The sequence below is a fragment of the Pseudomonas sp. FFPRI_1 genome, from assembly GCF_055384485.1.
Genome location: NZ_AP029168.1, coordinates 6294501 through 6309015, shown reverse-complemented (window position 1 = coordinate 6309015; position 14515 = coordinate 6294501). Strand labels below are relative to the sequence as shown.

Genomic DNA, 14515 nt, shown 5'->3' with positions numbered 1-14515 from the left:
TCTCGGCGGCCGTCAGTCGCGCTGGCGTCTTCAGGGTCCACCGGTCGATCGGAGTTGGCGAGAGCGGCCTCGTGAAGTGGCGCCAAACCTTTCAGGCAAGGATTGTCGGGGTGCTGGCGCTGTTGCTGTTGGTACTGATTGGGGCGGTGTATTTCGCGGTCAAGACCGCCACTACCCAGGCGGTCGAACGCCAGGCGCAACTGCAATTGAAGATCGGCACTCGGGTGTTCGAGCGCCTGCTGGACCTGCGGGGCCGCAATTTGCAGTACGGGGTCGACTGGCTGGTGGTGGATTCGGAGTTTCGTCGCGCGGTGGTCAGCGGCAAGCCGGTGGATATCCTCGCCGCCCTCGCGCAGCACCGGGGCGGTATCCGTTCCAGCGAGATGTTCGTGCTCAGCCCCGAGGGCCGGGTCATCGCCAGCACCCTGGCGGACATCGCCCGGGACCAGCACTTTCCCTATGACCAGGCGTTGCGCCGGGCGCTGCGGCACAACACCCACATGCTGTTTGTCGCGATCAAGGGGCGCCCCTATCTGCTGGTCCAGGGCGAAGTGCTGGAGTCGTTGCCCATTGCCCGGGTGGTGATGGGCTTTCCCATGGACGAGCTGTTTGCCCGGGAGCTGCGCTCCATGAGCAACCTCGAGGTGTCATTCCTGACGGTCGACGGCCAGGATCCGGGAGAGTTGTTCAGCACCCAGCCGGAGTTCTTCTGGTCACCGATCATCAAGGTCTTGGGTGATTCGCTGTGGCAATCCCTGCCCCAGCTGAGCGAAACCCACGGCCAGCGGTTCCTCAACCAGGCCCTGCAACTGGCCAACACCGGCGACGCCGAAGATCCGCGGGTCATGGCCCTGTTGCAAAGCCCGCTGGAGCAGGCGCTGCAAGCCTTTACCCCACTGGATCGGGAGTTTTTGTGGATTGCCCTGGTGGCGCTGGTGGTGTCCCTGGCCTTTGCCCTGCTGATGGCCAGGCGTGTCTCGCGGCCCCTGGAGGATCTGGCCCAGGCCGCCCGACGCATTGGTGCCGGTAACTATCAGGCCCCGGTGAGCATCAAGCGCAGCGACGAGTTCGGGGTGCTCGCCGATGCCTTCAACGCCATGCAGAGCGCCATTGCCACCCGCGAGCGCCAGTTGGCCCACAACGCCCTGCATGATCCGCTGACCGGCCTGCCCAATCGTGCCCTGGCCATCGAGCGCCTGGGCAAGGCCATCGCGGCCCGGCGCAACGTGGTGCTGTTGTACCTGGGGATCGACAACTACCGGGCGATCAACGAAGGCTTCGGCACGGAAGGGCTGGAGCAGATGATGGGCGAGCTCAGTCGCCGGCTGCGCGAGGTCCTGTCCCAGGGGGACACCGCGGCGCGGATCACCGCCAGCGAGTTCCTGCTGTTGCTGGAAAACACCGAACTGGAGGGCGCCATCGCCATGGCCGACCGGCTCCATGGCCTGTTGAGCCGGCCGCAACTGATCCAGGGGGATGAGGTCCGGCGCCAGATCTGCATGGGGGTGGCGGTGTACCCGGCCGATGGTAAGTCGGCCGAAGAGCTGATCAGCCGTGCGGCCATCGCTCGCCATGATGCTTCGCTGCAGCCTGGCTACCTGCAGGTCTACCAGCAGGACCGCGATCTGGCCCATCAACGACAGATCAGCCTGATCCGTGACCTGCGTCGCGCCGCCGCCGAAGGCGAGCTGTTCCTGCTGTACCAGCCCAAGCTGGATCTGCGCCGAGATTACCTGCACCAGGCCGAAGCCCTGCTGCGTTGGCAGCACCCGGTGTTCGGCGTGGTGTCGCCGGCGGAGTTCATTCCCCTGGCCGAACGTACCGGCAGCATGCACAGCCTGACGTCCTGGGTCATCGAGGCCTGCATCCGCCAATTGGCGGAGTGGAATCGCCGGGCCCTGCCGGTGCGCCTGTCGCTCAACATCTCCGCCAGCGACCTGGAGGACGACAGCCTGGAAGTCCGGGTCAGCCAGTGGCTGGAGCGCTACCAGGTGGCGGCCGAACAGTTGGTGTTCGAGATTACCGAGAGCGCGATTATGCGCCATCCGGAGCAGTCGCTGGCAGTGCTGCAGCGCCTGCGCAGTTGTGGCATCAGCCTGTCGGTGGATGATTTCGGCACCGGCTATTCCTCCCTGGCGCAACTGCAGCGCCTGCCGGTGCAGGAGTTGAAGATCGACCAGTCCTTCATCCGCAACCTGGACGAGACCAGCGGTGATGCGGTGATCGTGCGCTCGACCATCGAGATGAGCCACAAGCTGGGGCTCAAGGTGGTGGCCGAAGGGGTGGAGTTCGAGCATTGCCTGAAGCTGCTGGAAAGCTGGCGCTGCGACACGGTGCAGGGTTACCTGATCAGCCGGCCCTTGCCGACCGAGGCATTTGAGCGCTGGATGATGACCTCCCGGGTTTCGACCTGAAGGTGCCTGGGTGCCCGGCCGCGAGGCTCGGGCATCCGGGGCTGGCTGGTTTCAGGGGGCGGCGGCTTCGGCCTTGGCCAGCAGGCTCTGCAACTCCGGTTCGATGCCTTCTTCCGTCAGGTTGTCCATGATTTCCAGGATGCACGGGGCATAGCGATGCTCGATCGCGGCTTCGGCCCAGTCCAGTTCATAGATCGCCATGACCCGCACATCCAGGTAGGGCGAGTCTGCCAGCAGGCGCTTGAGCAACTCGATGGCCGGGGGGCTGCGCAATTCTCCCAGGGATACCGCGCAGCGGTGCTGCCAGTATTCGGGGCGTGACAAGAGCGTCTCGCCCAGCCGCTGCCATTGCGTCGGCGTAAAGCCGTGCAAGACGCCCAGGGCCACCTGTTCGGCGGTGTATTCGTTCCAGTTGGCGGCTTCCGAGTCGCCGAACCAGTGGTGCAACCGATCAAACAACTCATCACGTTTATCCGTATTCATGATGTTTTTTCTCCTGCGTGGGGCGGTCGCGCCAGCACGCTGTTCCTGGCGTGCCGCCCAATGCCATGGCGTTTGTACAGGCGTGCCAGGACCGATGCTGCCTCATTTGTCCCAGGCTTCCCAGTGCTATTGGTGTCGCAGGGGGAAACAGGGCGCGGACATCCGCGGGGATGCCGCCCGCGCGCGGGAGAGGGTTTGTCCCGGTTTACCAGTTCCCGGCGAATTTCACCGCGGCGGCGGCCCGTGACGACACCTTGAGGGTGTGCAGCAGGGAGGACACATGGATACGCACGGTGAATGGCGAGATATCCAGCTCCCGGGCGATTTCCTTGTTGGTCTTGCCCTGGGCGATCAGGCGCAGCACTTCCTGTTGGCGCGTGGTCAGCTGGCTCACTTCGGCGCAGGCATCCAGGGTCAGCAGCAGGCCGGAGGGCGCGTACTTGACCACCACTTCGCCCTGGCGAATGGCCTGGATCGCCTGGCCGATTTCATCCGGGGCAATGCTCTTGCCAATGAAACCGTCCGCCCCGGCGGCCATGACTTCACCAATCAGTTCCTGGTTGTCGATCATCGACACCACGATGATCGAGGTGCGAGGCAGTTGTCGGCGCAGGTCGGCGATCATGCTCACCGAGGTCAGCCCGGGAAAGCGCAGGTCGAGAATCAGCGAGTCCGGCTCCTCGCCGGTCCGGGCCAGCTCCAGCACCGCCGGGAGGTTGCCGGCCTCTTCAAGCAGGGCTTCGGGCAGCAGGCGCTGGATGGTGCGCAGCATGCCCTCGCGAAACAGCGGGTGGTCGTCGGCGACGATAATCCGGCAGGTCATGTGGTGAAACTCCTTGAAACATCCAATCCTGTGAGCATGCTAACTTGGCGCGTGGCGTTGTAACTGCCCGCTGGTCGTGTCCGGAACGCAGCCGTGCAGAACGGCAAAAGACCACGCCAACGCATATTGCACAAGGAGGTGACGGCATGAAAGTTGAGAAGGACAGCGAGCTGGACCAGGCCACCCTGCGGATCATAGTGGCCGGATGCGCCCTGCTCTGGTTTGCCGTGATCGGCTTTCTGCCGGGGCAGGATATGGCGACCTATGTGCCGGTGATCATCTATATCTCCGTGTTCATGCTGGGTTCGATCATCCTGCGCATGGCCATTGCCCGCTGGCCTGGGCACTACCCGGCGCGGCGCATCCTGGGCATGGTCTACGACTACAGCGGCACCTGCTACGGCCTGGTGGTAGGGGGGGAGGGCGCGCTGCCGATCTATGCCGTGATGGTCTGGGTCAACCTGGGCAATGGCATGCGCTTCGGCTCGCGTTACCTGGCCATTGCCACTGTTCTGGCGCTGTTCGCGCTGTTCATGGTCTACCTGCTGACCCCCTATTGGCAGGCCCAGCCCTACATGGTGCTGATGCTGATGATCACCAGTACGGTGATTCCGGTGTATGCCCATATCCTGCTCAAGCGCACCCGCCTGGCCTCGGAAGAGGCGATTGCCGCCAACCTGGAAAAGTCCCGCTTCCTGGCCCAGGCCAGTCATGACCTGCGCCAGCCGATCCACTCCATCGGCCTGTTCACCGCCTGCCTGCGGGAAGCCAGCCTGGGCGTCGACGAGCGGCGCATGGTGGACAACATCGACCGCTCGCTGCTCAACGTCTCGCAGCTGTTCCGTTCCATCCTCGACCTCTACACCCTGGACAACGGGCGGGTGCAACCCAAGTACGAAACCGTGCACCTGGGCGAGTTTTTGCGTGATCTGGTGCGCCAGAACACCGAAGCGGCGCGCTGGGCGGGTGTCGAGCTGCGGCTGCGGCCTTGTGCCCAGTGGGTGCGGGTCGACCCGGGGCTGTTGGCGACCATGGTGCAGAACGTAGTGTCCAACTGCTTCAAGTACGCGGCGGAACGGCCGGTGCTGATTGGCGTGCGGCGACGTGGCCAGGGGCTGGCCATCGTTATCTATGACCAGGGCCGGGGAATTGCCGAGGAGCACCTGCCGAAGATCTTCGATGAGTTCTACCGGGTCCGCCAGGTGCGCGACAAGGACGTCGAGGGCGTTGGCCTGGGCCTGTCCATCGTCAAGCGCCTGGGGCAGTTGATCGATCTGCAGGTGAGCATCCGTTCGCGGGTCGACCGCGGCACCGCTGTCAGTCTCCATGGCTTGTCAGTGGCGGCGCCGCAGCGTTTGCGCAGCCGTGACGAGGCGATCCAGAGCGGTTTGCTGACCGGGTTGCGGGTTTGCCTGGTGGAGGATGATCGCAACGTACTGCTGGCCACCTCGGCGTTGCTGGAGCGCTGGGGCTGCGTGGTCCAGGCCGAATCGAGCGGGGAGGATCTGTTGACCGATTGCGACATCATTGTCGTCGACTATGACCTGGGCACCCGGGCCTCGGGTATCGAATGCATCGACAGCATCCGCCGGCAGCGGGGCTGGGAAGTGCCGGCGCTGATCATTACCGGGCACGACATCGAGAAAATTCACGCGGCCCTGCACGACCGCAACATCGCGATCCTGTCCAAGCCGGTGCGGCCGGTGGAACTGCGCAGCACCTTGCGAGCCCTGCGCGAGACGCCAATGGCGTCCGCTCACAGGGCGCAGGTGCCAGAGGCCGCTACCAGGTCCGGCACGGGATAAGCAGGGGGTAGTTGGTCATGGTCAGCTTCTTGTTCTCGCCACTGGCCAGGTCGACGAACTCGTCGAGCATGCCCGAGTATGAAGAGGTCGAACTGCGCTCGGTGTAGTAGTGGGTGGTCACCGGTCCGTAGTTGGTGTTGCTCTGGCCGGTGCCCACGTACTCGTTCCAGCGGCTGGTGCCGTACACCATGTCCTGGCCCTGGACGAAGTAGCGGCCCGGTTGCAAGCCTGTGAACTGGAAGATGCCGTTGCCGTTGGTCCGGGTTACCCGGTGCACGGCCACGGCCTCGGGAAGCATGCTCACCGGCGCGCCTTCGGGCTGGGATGAGCGCAATTTATGCCAGGCCTGCAAGTGCGGGGTGACCGGGTAGAGATAGATCTTGACGTCGCGGCTGTCCTCGATACCGTCGTTGCCGACGATGCAGAACTTGCCGGTGAGCGTTGCGCTGCCGGGTTGCAGGGCGGCGCGCGCGGCCTGGGTGTCGAAGGGCGCGTCGGGGTACTGCACGGTGGAAATCTTGACCGGCGGGTATTCGTCCAGGGTGCGCCCCTGACGTGGTGCACAGGCACTCAGGGCGCAGGCGAGCAGGGCCAGGCCTGTCGCCATGTATAAGCGGGATTTCATAGCATCGGGGCCTTTACAGGTGTTTGCCCTGTCCGCGGTGATGCTGTCCGGCAGTCAGAGCGGACAGTCCGAGGCGCGAACCTGGGTCGCCGGGAGCGATTTACTGTTTGTTGCACTCGGCTGGGAGTGCAACCACTCCGCCCATACTGGCTAAGGCGACCATGCCGCCACTGGGCAATACGCAGTTGTATTCGCCATTGCTGGTGCTGGCGGTGAAGTAGGTCTGGGAAGCATCGCTACGCACATTGGAGACTGTGGTCACGGGCTTGCCGAGGGTAGTCTGGGCGCGGTTCTTGAGGTCGTCGTTGCTGGGTTTGGCAATGGCGCAGCCGCCCAGTGCCAGGGCCAGGATGCTGAGCAGGGTGAGAGGGCGGATGCTGGAGTGGAGTTTCATGATGACTCTTCCTTGGTGTTGTTGTGCTTTCTACGGCGCAGCCGCTCCCCACGCCGCAAACGGCGGTATCGAGAGGAACGGGTGGTGGGTGGGCACTATATCGCCGCAGGACAGGGAGGGTCGATTAGCACAAATGGGCTAGTGTCTTTTTGCAATTACGGGGGCGGGGAATGGCGAGGTGAGGCCGGGGTTTGATGGGCCCGGCTGGATGGCGCCGTGTCCGGGAGTTCAGCTCAGCAGTTGTTCCTGCAGGCGACGGCCCAGCACGTCCAGCAGGTCACAGCCATCGCGCAGGGGGATGACGCACAGCTGGGCGAAATCCTGGAGCAGGGCCGGGTTGCTCTGCAGGTTGTCGTGGCTGGCGATGTTCTCCAGCAACTGGGTGGCCGCGCGGATGCGGTGCGCGGCGGCTTCGTGGAGAGCGTCCAGCGGGGCCTGGGTGTCCACCAGCAGGGCGGGGATGTTGTAATCGTTGCTGGTGAGGGGCATATGGCGTTGTTCGGGCGGGTCAGCGGCGTTGTTGTTCATTGCTGTGGGTCCCTCTCGCAGGAATCGGATTGGCCACTAGGTGGCGTTGTTTACGCCTAACGAGATAGGGGCTTCCACACCCTGTCACGGTCTTGCCGGTGACAGGTCAGACCTTAAAGGCTGAGTCCTGAATGGACAAGGTGATGCAATTCGACGCGAGTTGTAGGAATTTTCGGTGATCGCAATGTGAGAGGTTGCCGGTCGAGCAAGATCGAACGCCAGGCACCTTGTAGGAGCCGGCTTGCCGGCGAACAGGTCCGCAAGCCATGCAGTGCCCGGGCCGACGCCTTCGCTGGCAAGCCAGCTCCTACGGGGAGTGCGAACGGCATAAAAAAGGGCGGCTACCCCAAGGTAGCCGCCCTTTTTATATCCGTCGGTAAAGCTTATTCCGACAGTTTGTAGGCAATGATGTAGTCGCCCATCTTGGTGCCCAGGGAGCCGTGGCCGCCCACCACCACCAGGACGTATTGCTTGCCGTCCTTGCCGGTGTAGCTCATCGGCGTGGCCTGGCCGCCCGCTGGCAGGCGGGATTTCCACAGTTCCTTGCCGTTTTTCACGTCATAACCGCGGATGTACTGGTCCAGGGTGCCGCTGAGGAAGCCCACGCCACCACCGGTGACCATGGAGCCGCCCATGCTTGGCACGCCCATCGGCAGGCCGATGGGGATCGGCGAGCTGTCACGGCTGGTGCCGTTCTTGTGCTTCCACACCACCTTGTTGGTAGTCAGGTCGATACCGGCCACGTAGCCCCAGGCCGGGGCCTGGCAAGGCACGCCGATCGGCGACATGAAGGGGTGCATGATCACCGCGTAAGGGGCGCCCTTGTTGGGCTGCACGCCCGAGGTCTCGCTTTCGCGCTTGCTGCCGGCCGCCACTTCGGCCTGGGGCACCAGCTTGGACACGAAGGCCATGTAGTTCGGGCTGGTGAACAGCAACTGGCGTACTGGGTCCACGGAGACGCTGCCCCAGTTGAACACGCCGACGTTACCCGGGTAGATCAGGCTGCCCTGCACCGACGGCGGGGTGTACTGGCCTTCGTAGCGCAGTTCCTTGAACTGGATGCGGCACAGCATCTGGTCGAACGGGGTCGCGCCCCACATGGCTTTTTCGTCCAGTGGCGGTGGCAGCAGGTTCAGGTCCGAGCGGGCCTGGGTCGGTGCAGTGTGGTCGCCTTCGACCGCGCCGGTGGGGGCCGGTACTTCGCGGATCGGCACGATCGGGGTGCCGTCGCGACGGTCCAGTACATACAGGCTGCCCTGCTTGGTCGGCTGGATCAGCGCCGGCTTGACGCCGTCCGCGGTCTTCATGTCGACCAGGGTCGGCTGGCTGCCCACGTCCATGTCCCACAGGTCGTGGTGGGTGAACTGGTAGTTCCAGCGCAGCTTGCCGGTGTCGATGTCCAGGGCCACGGTGCCGGCGCTGAATTTCTCGGCGCCTGCGGTGCGGTTGCCGCCCCACTGGTCAGGCATCTGGTTGCCCAGGGGCAGGTAGACCATGCCCAGTTTCTCGTCGACGCTGGCCAGGGACCACATGTTCGGCGAGTTGCGGGTGTAGGTCTGGCCTTCCGGCAGCGGCGTGGTTTCGTCGGGGTTGCCCGAATCCCAGTTCCATACCAGGTGACCGTCATGCACGTCGAAGGCGCGGATCACCCCGGACGGCTCGTTGGTCGACTCGTTGTCAGTGACGTGGCCGCCGATGATCACCAGGTTGCGGGTGATGGCCGCCGGCGAGGTGGAGTAGTAGCCGCCCGGAGTGAACGGGCCGATGCCGGCCTTGAGGTCCACGGCGCCTTTGTTGCCGAAGTCTTCACAGACCTTGCCGGTGTCGGCGTTGATGGCGATCAGGCGCGCATCGGCGGTCGGCAGGAACAGCCGGCGCGGGCAGCTGGTAGCGATGGCCTGGCCGGCAGGGGACAGGCTGGCCGGCTGGCTGATGGCGTCGGTGTTCTTGAAGTTGGCTTCGTCGTAGTACGACACGCCACGGCAGGTCATGTGCGCCCAGCCACGGAAATCGTCGCCGTTGGGGCCCTGGATCTGCGGATCGAAGCGCCAGATTTCCTTGCCGGTATCCGGGTCAAGGGCCAGCACCTTGCTGTGGGCGGTGCAGGCATAGAGCATGCCGTTGACCTTCAGCGGGGTGTTCTGGTTGGTGATTTCCACCGGGTCCTTGGCAGTCGGCATGTCGCCAGTGCGGATGCGCCAGGCTTCCTGCAGCTTGCCGATGTTGGACGGGGTGATCTGCTTCAGCGGCGAGTAGCGATCGCCGAATTCGGTGCGGCCATAGGCCTGCCATTCACCCTCGGGCATGGCCGGGGCGGTGCTGGCCATGTCCGCGGTGTCGCGGCCCAGGTCACCGGAGATTTCCCCAGGGTTGGTGAACTGGCTGCCAATCGCGGCGCCACCGGCCAGGACCACGGCCACGCTCAGTGCGGCGGTGCCCATTGGTGCCGGACCGTCACGCAGCAGCGGGCGGCGGAACCAGGGCAGCAGCAGGACCACGCCGAGGGCGAACCACAGCGACAGGCGCGGCACCAGTTGCCACCAGTCCAGGCCGATTTCCCACAGCGACCAGACGGTGCTGGCAAACAGTACCAGGGCATACAACCCCAGCGCCGAACGCTTGCCGGCCAGCAGCAGAAGGCCCGTCAGCGTCAGGCCGATACCGGCCAGGACGTAGTACAGCGAGCCGCCGAGCATGCTCAGCTTGATCCCCCCGGCCAGCAAGGCCAGGCCCATTAGCAGCAGCAAGATCCCGAGCAGGCTTGGCAGCAAGCGGCTCGGACTTGAAGCACCCTCAGTGCTCATAGTGTGGTTCTCCGTGACGTTTAGAGTGTTCCCGCGCATGTTCACTGTAGATGACGATCAGGCGCGGGCTTGGTTCAGCGAAAAAGTCTGAATCGGCTGGGTTTGTGCCGCAGGGGCTCAGAACGAACTCTGGAGCTTGATCCCGCCGATCAGCGCGTCATCCACCTGGCTCACGCCGCCGGGATGGCGGATGTATTGCAGGTTAGGGCGCACCGTCAGCCAGTTGGCCAGGTGCACGCCGTAGTACAACTCGGCGCTGTATTCGGTGTCCTGGGGCGGCAGGTAGCCGGGGTTGTCGTAATCGTAGAGCGCCCGGGCCTGGTTGCTGGCCTGGGCGTTCTTGCGGTAGGCCGGGTTGACGTGAACCCGCGCCAGGGCGAAGCCGATGTCGTCCTTGGCCCGGGCGTCGAACAGGCCCTTGTAGACCAGGCCGGCCTGGACGTAGTTGTCGATGGCGTTGGTCTTCTTGTCATGGGCGGTGACGTTGGCGAACAGGCTCAGGCCGCGGGACTGGTCGCTGGCGACGCTGGTGACCTGCTGCTGGGCGCCGAACCACAGGCCGTGCTTGCTCGAACTGCTGCGATAGGCCTCGCCCGTGAGCGCGGCAGGCTGGCCGTTGCTGTCCTTGTACACGTCGCTGGCCTTGGCGCTGCTGTAGTAGTAGCCGGCGCGGTACTCACCGGCCAGGCCGTTGAGCTTGGGCGTCCACACCAGTTCCACCGGCAACAGGGTGCCCTGGGTGCCGCTGCCGCTGAGCTTGAAGCCGTTGTCGCGGTCCAGGTTCGAGGGGTTCTGCTCATAGGCGCCGATCTGCGCATACACCTCTGGCGTCAGGTGGTATTTGACCCGCAGGGCCCACTGGCTGACCGGCCAGTTGTACCAGACGCTGCCGGCCCAGTTGCCCACCTGGGAGCCGCAGAACGCCAGGTTCTGGAAGTCGCAGGGGAAGCTGTTGAAGTCCTCGCCCTGGCCGAAACGGCCGGCCTTGATGTCGAGTTTCTGGTCGAAGAATTTCTGCTGGTACCACATCTGGGTCAGGCGCCAGGTCTGGCCGCGGCCCCAGACTTCCTGGGCCGAGGTGAAGCCGCCGACCCGCGGATCGTTGATCCGGTCGTTGCTGATGTTGTCGCCGTCGCGCTTGGTCACCGTCAGTTGGAATTCGGCGTTGTCCCAGCCGAGGATTTTCTGCAGGTCCAGGTGGCTGCCGAAGGCGAACTGGTCGCTGTAGCGCGCAGTACGGTCGTGGTCGTAGCCACCGTGCAGGTTGGCACCCATCTCGCCGACGTAGTCGATCTTGAAGTCGTAGCCCTTGTTGGCCAGTTCCGTGCGCGTACCGTTCCAGTCGCCGAGCATCCAGGGTGAATCACTGTCGAAGGCCGGCACGGCCTGGGCGCAAGCGGCAAACCCGAGGGCGCCGAGCAGGCTCAGGGTCTTGGGCAAGGCGACGGGAGTCAGGACAGCGCTGTCTTTTAAACGCTGGAAAACGGGCATAGGCATTCGAGTCAGGTCTTTTTCTAGGAGTAGGCAGAAGCAAGGGCACGGCGCGAGGCATCGATGCAGGTTGATCGAGGACGGCAGGCCGCTGATTTCAAAGGGAAAGATGAAACGGTTCAGCTTTATTAGGGGGCTAAGGATAAAGCGCCGTCTCATCAAGAGAAAGCGCTTTTATCGACATGAACAGTTTCGGATTCGGTAACAGTCACCGGGCCGGAGCGGGTTCAGCGCGGGGCTGTGGCCTCGGCCAGGGCCGGTTTGTGCCGGGTGTAGCTGAGGGCGAAGTGCGCCACCAGGCCGAAGATCAGCCCCCAGAACGCGGCGGCCAGGCCGAGGAAACTCATGCCCGAGGCCGTGACCAGGAAAGTGATCAGGGCCGCTTCCCGCTGTTTCTCGTCAGCCATGGCGCCACTGAGTCCGGCGCTGATGGCACCGAACAGGGCCAGGCCGGCCAGGGCTGCGATCAGCTCCTTGGGCAGCGCGGCGAACACCGAGGCCAGGGTCGCGCCGAAGATGCCCATGAGGATGTAGAACAGGCCGCAGGCGATCCCGGCGATGTAGCGCTTGCCCTGGTCTTCGTGAGCCTCACGGCCGGTGCAGATGGCCGCGGTGATGGCCGCCAGGTTGATCCCGTGGGAGCCGAAGGGCGCCAGCAGCGCGGAGGTGATGGCGGTCCAGGAAATGATCGAGCGCGCTGGGGTGTTGTAGCCGGCGCTGCGCATCACCGCCATGCCCGGCACGTATTGCCCGGTTAGGGTCACCAGGGCCAGGGGCAGGCCAAGGTTGATGATGGCGTGCCAGCTCCATTGCGGGGCGATGAACACCGGCTCGGCCACGGCCAGGGTGATGGCGCCGCTGTTGAACTCGCCCAGGCCAGCGGCGACGCCGCAGCCCACCAGCAGCACCGCGAGAATCGTGTAGCGCGGCGACAGGCGCTTGCCCAGCAGGTAGGCGCCGATCATTGCCAGTACCAGGGCCGGTTGCAGGGTCACCGAGGTAAACAGTCCGGCACCGAAACGGAACAGGATGCCCGCCAGCATGGCGGCGGCGATGGCTTTGGGCAGGTGGCCCATGAGCTTGTCGAACAGGCCGGAGAGCCCGATCACGGCGATGATCAGCGAGGCGACGATATAGGCACCGATGGCCTGGGGCAGCGACACCGTGGGCAGCATCGACACCAGCAGCGCCGCGCCGGGGGTCGACCAGGCGGTGATCACCGGCACCTTCAGGCGCCAGGAGAGCAGCAGGCCGGTGAGGCCGCTGCCAATGGAAATGGCCCAGATCCAGGACGACACCTGTGCACTGGGCAGATGGGCTTCGCGGGCGGCTTGAAACACGATGATCAGCGGGCCGGCGTAGGAAATGATCACGGCGATCAGGCCGGCGATCACGGCGGAGAGGGACAGGTCCTTTCTGAGACTGTGCATGGCATCTCGACTGGGCAGGGGTGGGAAGGATTGAGTCGATTGAGTTGCTGGTGTTTCAGTGTATTTCAGAAAATTGAATCGATTCAATTATTTCTGCGCCCAGTCATTGCCGAAGCACTTTCAGAGTCTTGTAAATTCAATATCAAGTGTATGATTTATAAGTATTTATTGTTGGTTTTTGGAGTTTTTAGGCAGCGAGACCATGACGTTCACCTTATTGTTGAGCCAGGCAATGGCAGGATTGAGTCGATGTTAATGGTCCCGTCGGGCCTGTGATAAGCTCCGGTGCACTTCAATGCAGCCGACGGTCATCAGTCTCCATGTGGGTTCCCCAGTTAAGCGAATTCAACCAGCCGGTCTACCTGTCCATCGCCGACGCCCTGGCGCGGGATATCAGCAGCGGATTGTTGAATGACGGTGATCGCCTGCCCACCCTGCGCGAACTGGCGGTGACCCTGAATGTCACGCCCGGCACCATCAGCCGCGCCTACAGCGAGGCCCAGCGGCGCGGCCTGGTGCAGGGCGAAGTGGGACGTGGCACCTACGTCCTGGCGCAACCCGCGATGGAGGTGCCGCCAGGCTCCAGCGCGCCTTCGCTGTCCCTGGGGCAGTCCGAAACCCTGGATCTGTCCATCATCAAGCCCTACAGCGAGACCCTGGAGTACTGGCTGCGCGGTGCCCTGGTGGGCATGGCCCGCAGCAGCGACTTCGGCCGGGCCCTGGACTACGCCCCCGATGGCGGGCATCCGGCCCACCGCGAAGCCGGGGCGCAGTGGTTGCGCCACGCCTTGCCCGAGGCTCATTGGCAGCAGGTGGTGATCACCAGCGGTGCCCAGCACGGGCTGATGGTGGCCATCAGCGCCTTGAGCAATGCCGGTGACCTGGTGCTTTGCGAGTCGTTGGCCTACCCGGGCATCATCTCCGTGGCCCGTGGCCTGGAGCGGCGCCTGCAGGGCGTGGCGATGGACGAGGAGGGGATGATTCCCGAGGCATTGCGCGAGCAGTGCCTGAAGGAAAAGCCGGCGTTGCTGGTGTGTGTCGCCAGCTGTCAGAACCCCACCACGGCGATCATGTCGCCCCGGCGTCGGGCACAGATCGCGGCGCTTGCCGAAGAGTTCGACTTTCTGATCATCGACGACGATATCTACGGCTTTCTCGCGACCGATCCTGCCATCAAGCCGTTGTCGACCTACGCGCCGGAGCGTTCGGTGTACCTCACCAGCCTGTCCAAGGCGATCATGCCGGCGTTGCGGATTGGCTATCTCTACAGCCCGCCCAAGCTGCTGTCGCGCCTGAGCTCGATGGTCCGCAGCAGCGTGTGGATGCCATCGCCCCTGACCGCGCAGTTGGCCAGCAATGTGATTGTCGAAGGGTTGGACCGCAAGCTGGTGCAGACCCAGCGTACGGAAGCGGCGGCGCGCCAGGCGATTGCCCGGCAGGTGTTCGCCGGGATGCAGGTCAAGACCCAGCCCCACAGCTATCACCTGTGGCTGACCTTGCCGGAGCCCTGGACCGGCGACGAGTTCGCCACCCTGGCCCGGGCCCACGGGGTGCTGGTGATGAGCGGGACGCAATTTGCGGTGGAGCGCGACGCCCACTCCCGCTGTGTACGGGTGGTGCTGATGTCGCCCACCACCCAGGACGAATTGCGTTTTGCCCTGACCCAGCTGGCGAGCCTGATCGAGGCTGATCCGCGGCGTTATCGCTGAGACCGCTTT

General features: G+C 64.2%; 11 protein-coding genes. 3 read left to right on the top strand and 8 right to left on the bottom strand.

Annotated features, from left to right (window positions below; translation table 11 throughout):
- Window positions 1-71 precede the first annotated feature (71 nt).
- Window positions 72-2414, top strand: a complete 2343-nt coding sequence (locus ACZ5BO_RS28120) for a putative bifunctional diguanylate cyclase/phosphodiesterase (protein WP_025129590.1) — start codon at window positions 72-74, stop codon at window positions 2412-2414.
- A gap of 51 nt (window positions 2415-2465) precedes the next feature.
- Here the strand turns inward: ACZ5BO_RS28120 and ACZ5BO_RS28115 are convergent, their stop codons facing one another.
- Together ACZ5BO_RS28115 and ACZ5BO_RS28110 are read right to left on the bottom strand one after the other, a co-directional pair.
- Window positions 2466-2897 (bottom strand): hypothetical protein, encoded by a 432-nt coding sequence (locus ACZ5BO_RS28115; protein ID WP_025129591.1) that lies wholly within the window; start codon window positions 2895-2897, stop codon window positions 2466-2468.
- 205 nt (window positions 2898-3102) lie between these two features.
- Entirely contained in the window at window positions 3103-3720 is a 618-nt protein-coding gene (locus ACZ5BO_RS28110; protein WP_464697097.1) for a LuxR C-terminal-related transcriptional regulator, read from the bottom strand.
- Between the two features lie 146 nt (window positions 3721-3866).
- Here ACZ5BO_RS28110 and ACZ5BO_RS28105 point away from each other — a divergent pair, with 146 nt between their 5' ends.
- Window positions 3867-5525 carry an ATP-binding response regulator gene (locus ACZ5BO_RS28105; protein ID WP_464697096.1) on the top strand — a complete coding sequence of 553 codons (1659 nt, stop codon included), beginning with the start codon at window positions 3867-3869 and terminating at the stop codon, window positions 5523-5525.
- Here ACZ5BO_RS28105 and ACZ5BO_RS28100 read toward each other — a convergent pair.
- The 6 genes from ACZ5BO_RS28100 to ACZ5BO_RS28075 all read right to left on the bottom strand — a co-directional run bounded on the left by ACZ5BO_RS28100 (window position 5503) and on the right by ACZ5BO_RS28075 (window position 12797).
- A complete protein-coding gene (locus ACZ5BO_RS28100; protein WP_464697095.1) occupies window positions 5503-6150 on the bottom strand; it encodes a carboxypeptidase-like regulatory domain-containing protein in 648 nt (215 codons plus the stop codon). The genes ACZ5BO_RS28105 and ACZ5BO_RS28100 overlap by 23 nt on opposite strands.
- Before the next feature lie 100 nt (window positions 6151-6250).
- Entirely contained in the window at window positions 6251-6544 is a 294-nt protein-coding gene (locus ACZ5BO_RS28095; RefSeq protein WP_025129595.1) for a hypothetical protein, read from the bottom strand.
- 228 nt (window positions 6545-6772) lie between these two features.
- Window positions 6773-7072: a hypothetical protein gene (locus tag ACZ5BO_RS28090; protein WP_029978483.1), complete on the bottom strand. Its 300-nt coding sequence runs from the start codon at window positions 7070-7072 to the stop codon at window positions 6773-6775.
- Between the two features lie 383 nt (window positions 7073-7455).
- The gene (locus ACZ5BO_RS28085; protein WP_464697094.1) at window positions 7456-9876 is read right to left on the bottom strand and encodes a glucose/quinate/shikimate family membrane-bound PQQ-dependent dehydrogenase; all 2421 of its coding nucleotides are present in this window, start codon (window positions 9874-9876) and stop codon (window positions 7456-7458) included.
- Window positions 9877-9993: 117 nt separating this feature from the next.
- Window positions 9994-11367, bottom strand: a complete 1374-nt coding sequence (locus ACZ5BO_RS28080; RefSeq protein ID WP_464701395.1) for a carbohydrate porin — start codon at window positions 11365-11367, stop codon at window positions 9994-9996.
- A 227-nt stretch (window positions 11368-11594) separates the two neighbouring features.
- Window positions 11595-12797, bottom strand: coding sequence for a benzoate/H(+) symporter BenE family transporter (locus tag ACZ5BO_RS28075; RefSeq protein WP_464697093.1), 1203 nt, complete (start codon window positions 12795-12797; stop codon window positions 11595-11597).
- Between the two features lie 320 nt (window positions 12798-13117).
- On the opposite strand from ACZ5BO_RS28075, the gene ACZ5BO_RS28070 reads away from it, so the two are divergent.
- Window positions 13118-14506 (top strand): aminotransferase-like domain-containing protein, encoded by a 1389-nt coding sequence (locus ACZ5BO_RS28070; RefSeq protein ID WP_025129600.1) that lies wholly within the window; start codon window positions 13118-13120, stop codon window positions 14504-14506.
- The last annotated feature ends 9 nt before the right edge of the window (window positions 14507-14515 follow it).

Bases quoted from the DNA above. Each gene is read 5' to 3' on its own strand.
- ACZ5BO_RS28115 (WP_025129591.1), bottom strand. From the start codon at position 2,897: ATGAATACGGATAAACGTGATGAGTTGTTTGATCGGTTGCACCACTGG.
- ACZ5BO_RS28110 (WP_464697097.1), bottom strand. From the start codon at position 3,720: ATGACCTGCCGGATTATCGTCGCCGACGACCACCCGCTGTTTCGCGAG.
- ACZ5BO_RS28105 (WP_464697096.1), top strand. From the start codon at position 3,867: ATGAAAGTTGAGAAGGACAGCGAGCTGGACCAGGCCACCCTGCGGATC.
- ACZ5BO_RS28100 (WP_464697095.1), bottom strand. From the start codon at position 6,150: ATGAAATCCCGCTTATACATGGCGACAGGCCTGGCCCTGCTCGCCTGC.
- ACZ5BO_RS28095 (WP_025129595.1), bottom strand. From the start codon at position 6,544: ATGAAACTCCACTCCAGCATCCGCCCTCTCACCCTGCTCAGCATCCTG.
- ACZ5BO_RS28090 (WP_029978483.1), bottom strand. From the start codon at position 7,072: ATGAACAACAACGCCGCTGACCCGCCCGAACAACGCCATATGCCCCTC.
- ACZ5BO_RS28085 (WP_464697094.1), bottom strand. From the start codon at position 9,876: ATGAGCACTGAGGGTGCTTCAAGTCCGAGCCGCTTGCTGCCAAGCCTG.
- ACZ5BO_RS28080 (WP_464701395.1), bottom strand. From the start codon at position 11,367: ATGCCCGTTTTCCAGCGTTTAAAAGACAGCGCTGTCCTGACTCCCGTC.
- ACZ5BO_RS28075 (WP_464697093.1), bottom strand. From the start codon at position 12,797: ATGCACAGTCTCAGAAAGGACCTGTCCCTCTCCGCCGTGATCGCCGGC.
- ACZ5BO_RS28070 (WP_025129600.1), top strand. From the start codon at position 13,118: ATGTGGGTTCCCCAGTTAAGCGAATTCAACCAGCCGGTCTACCTGTCC.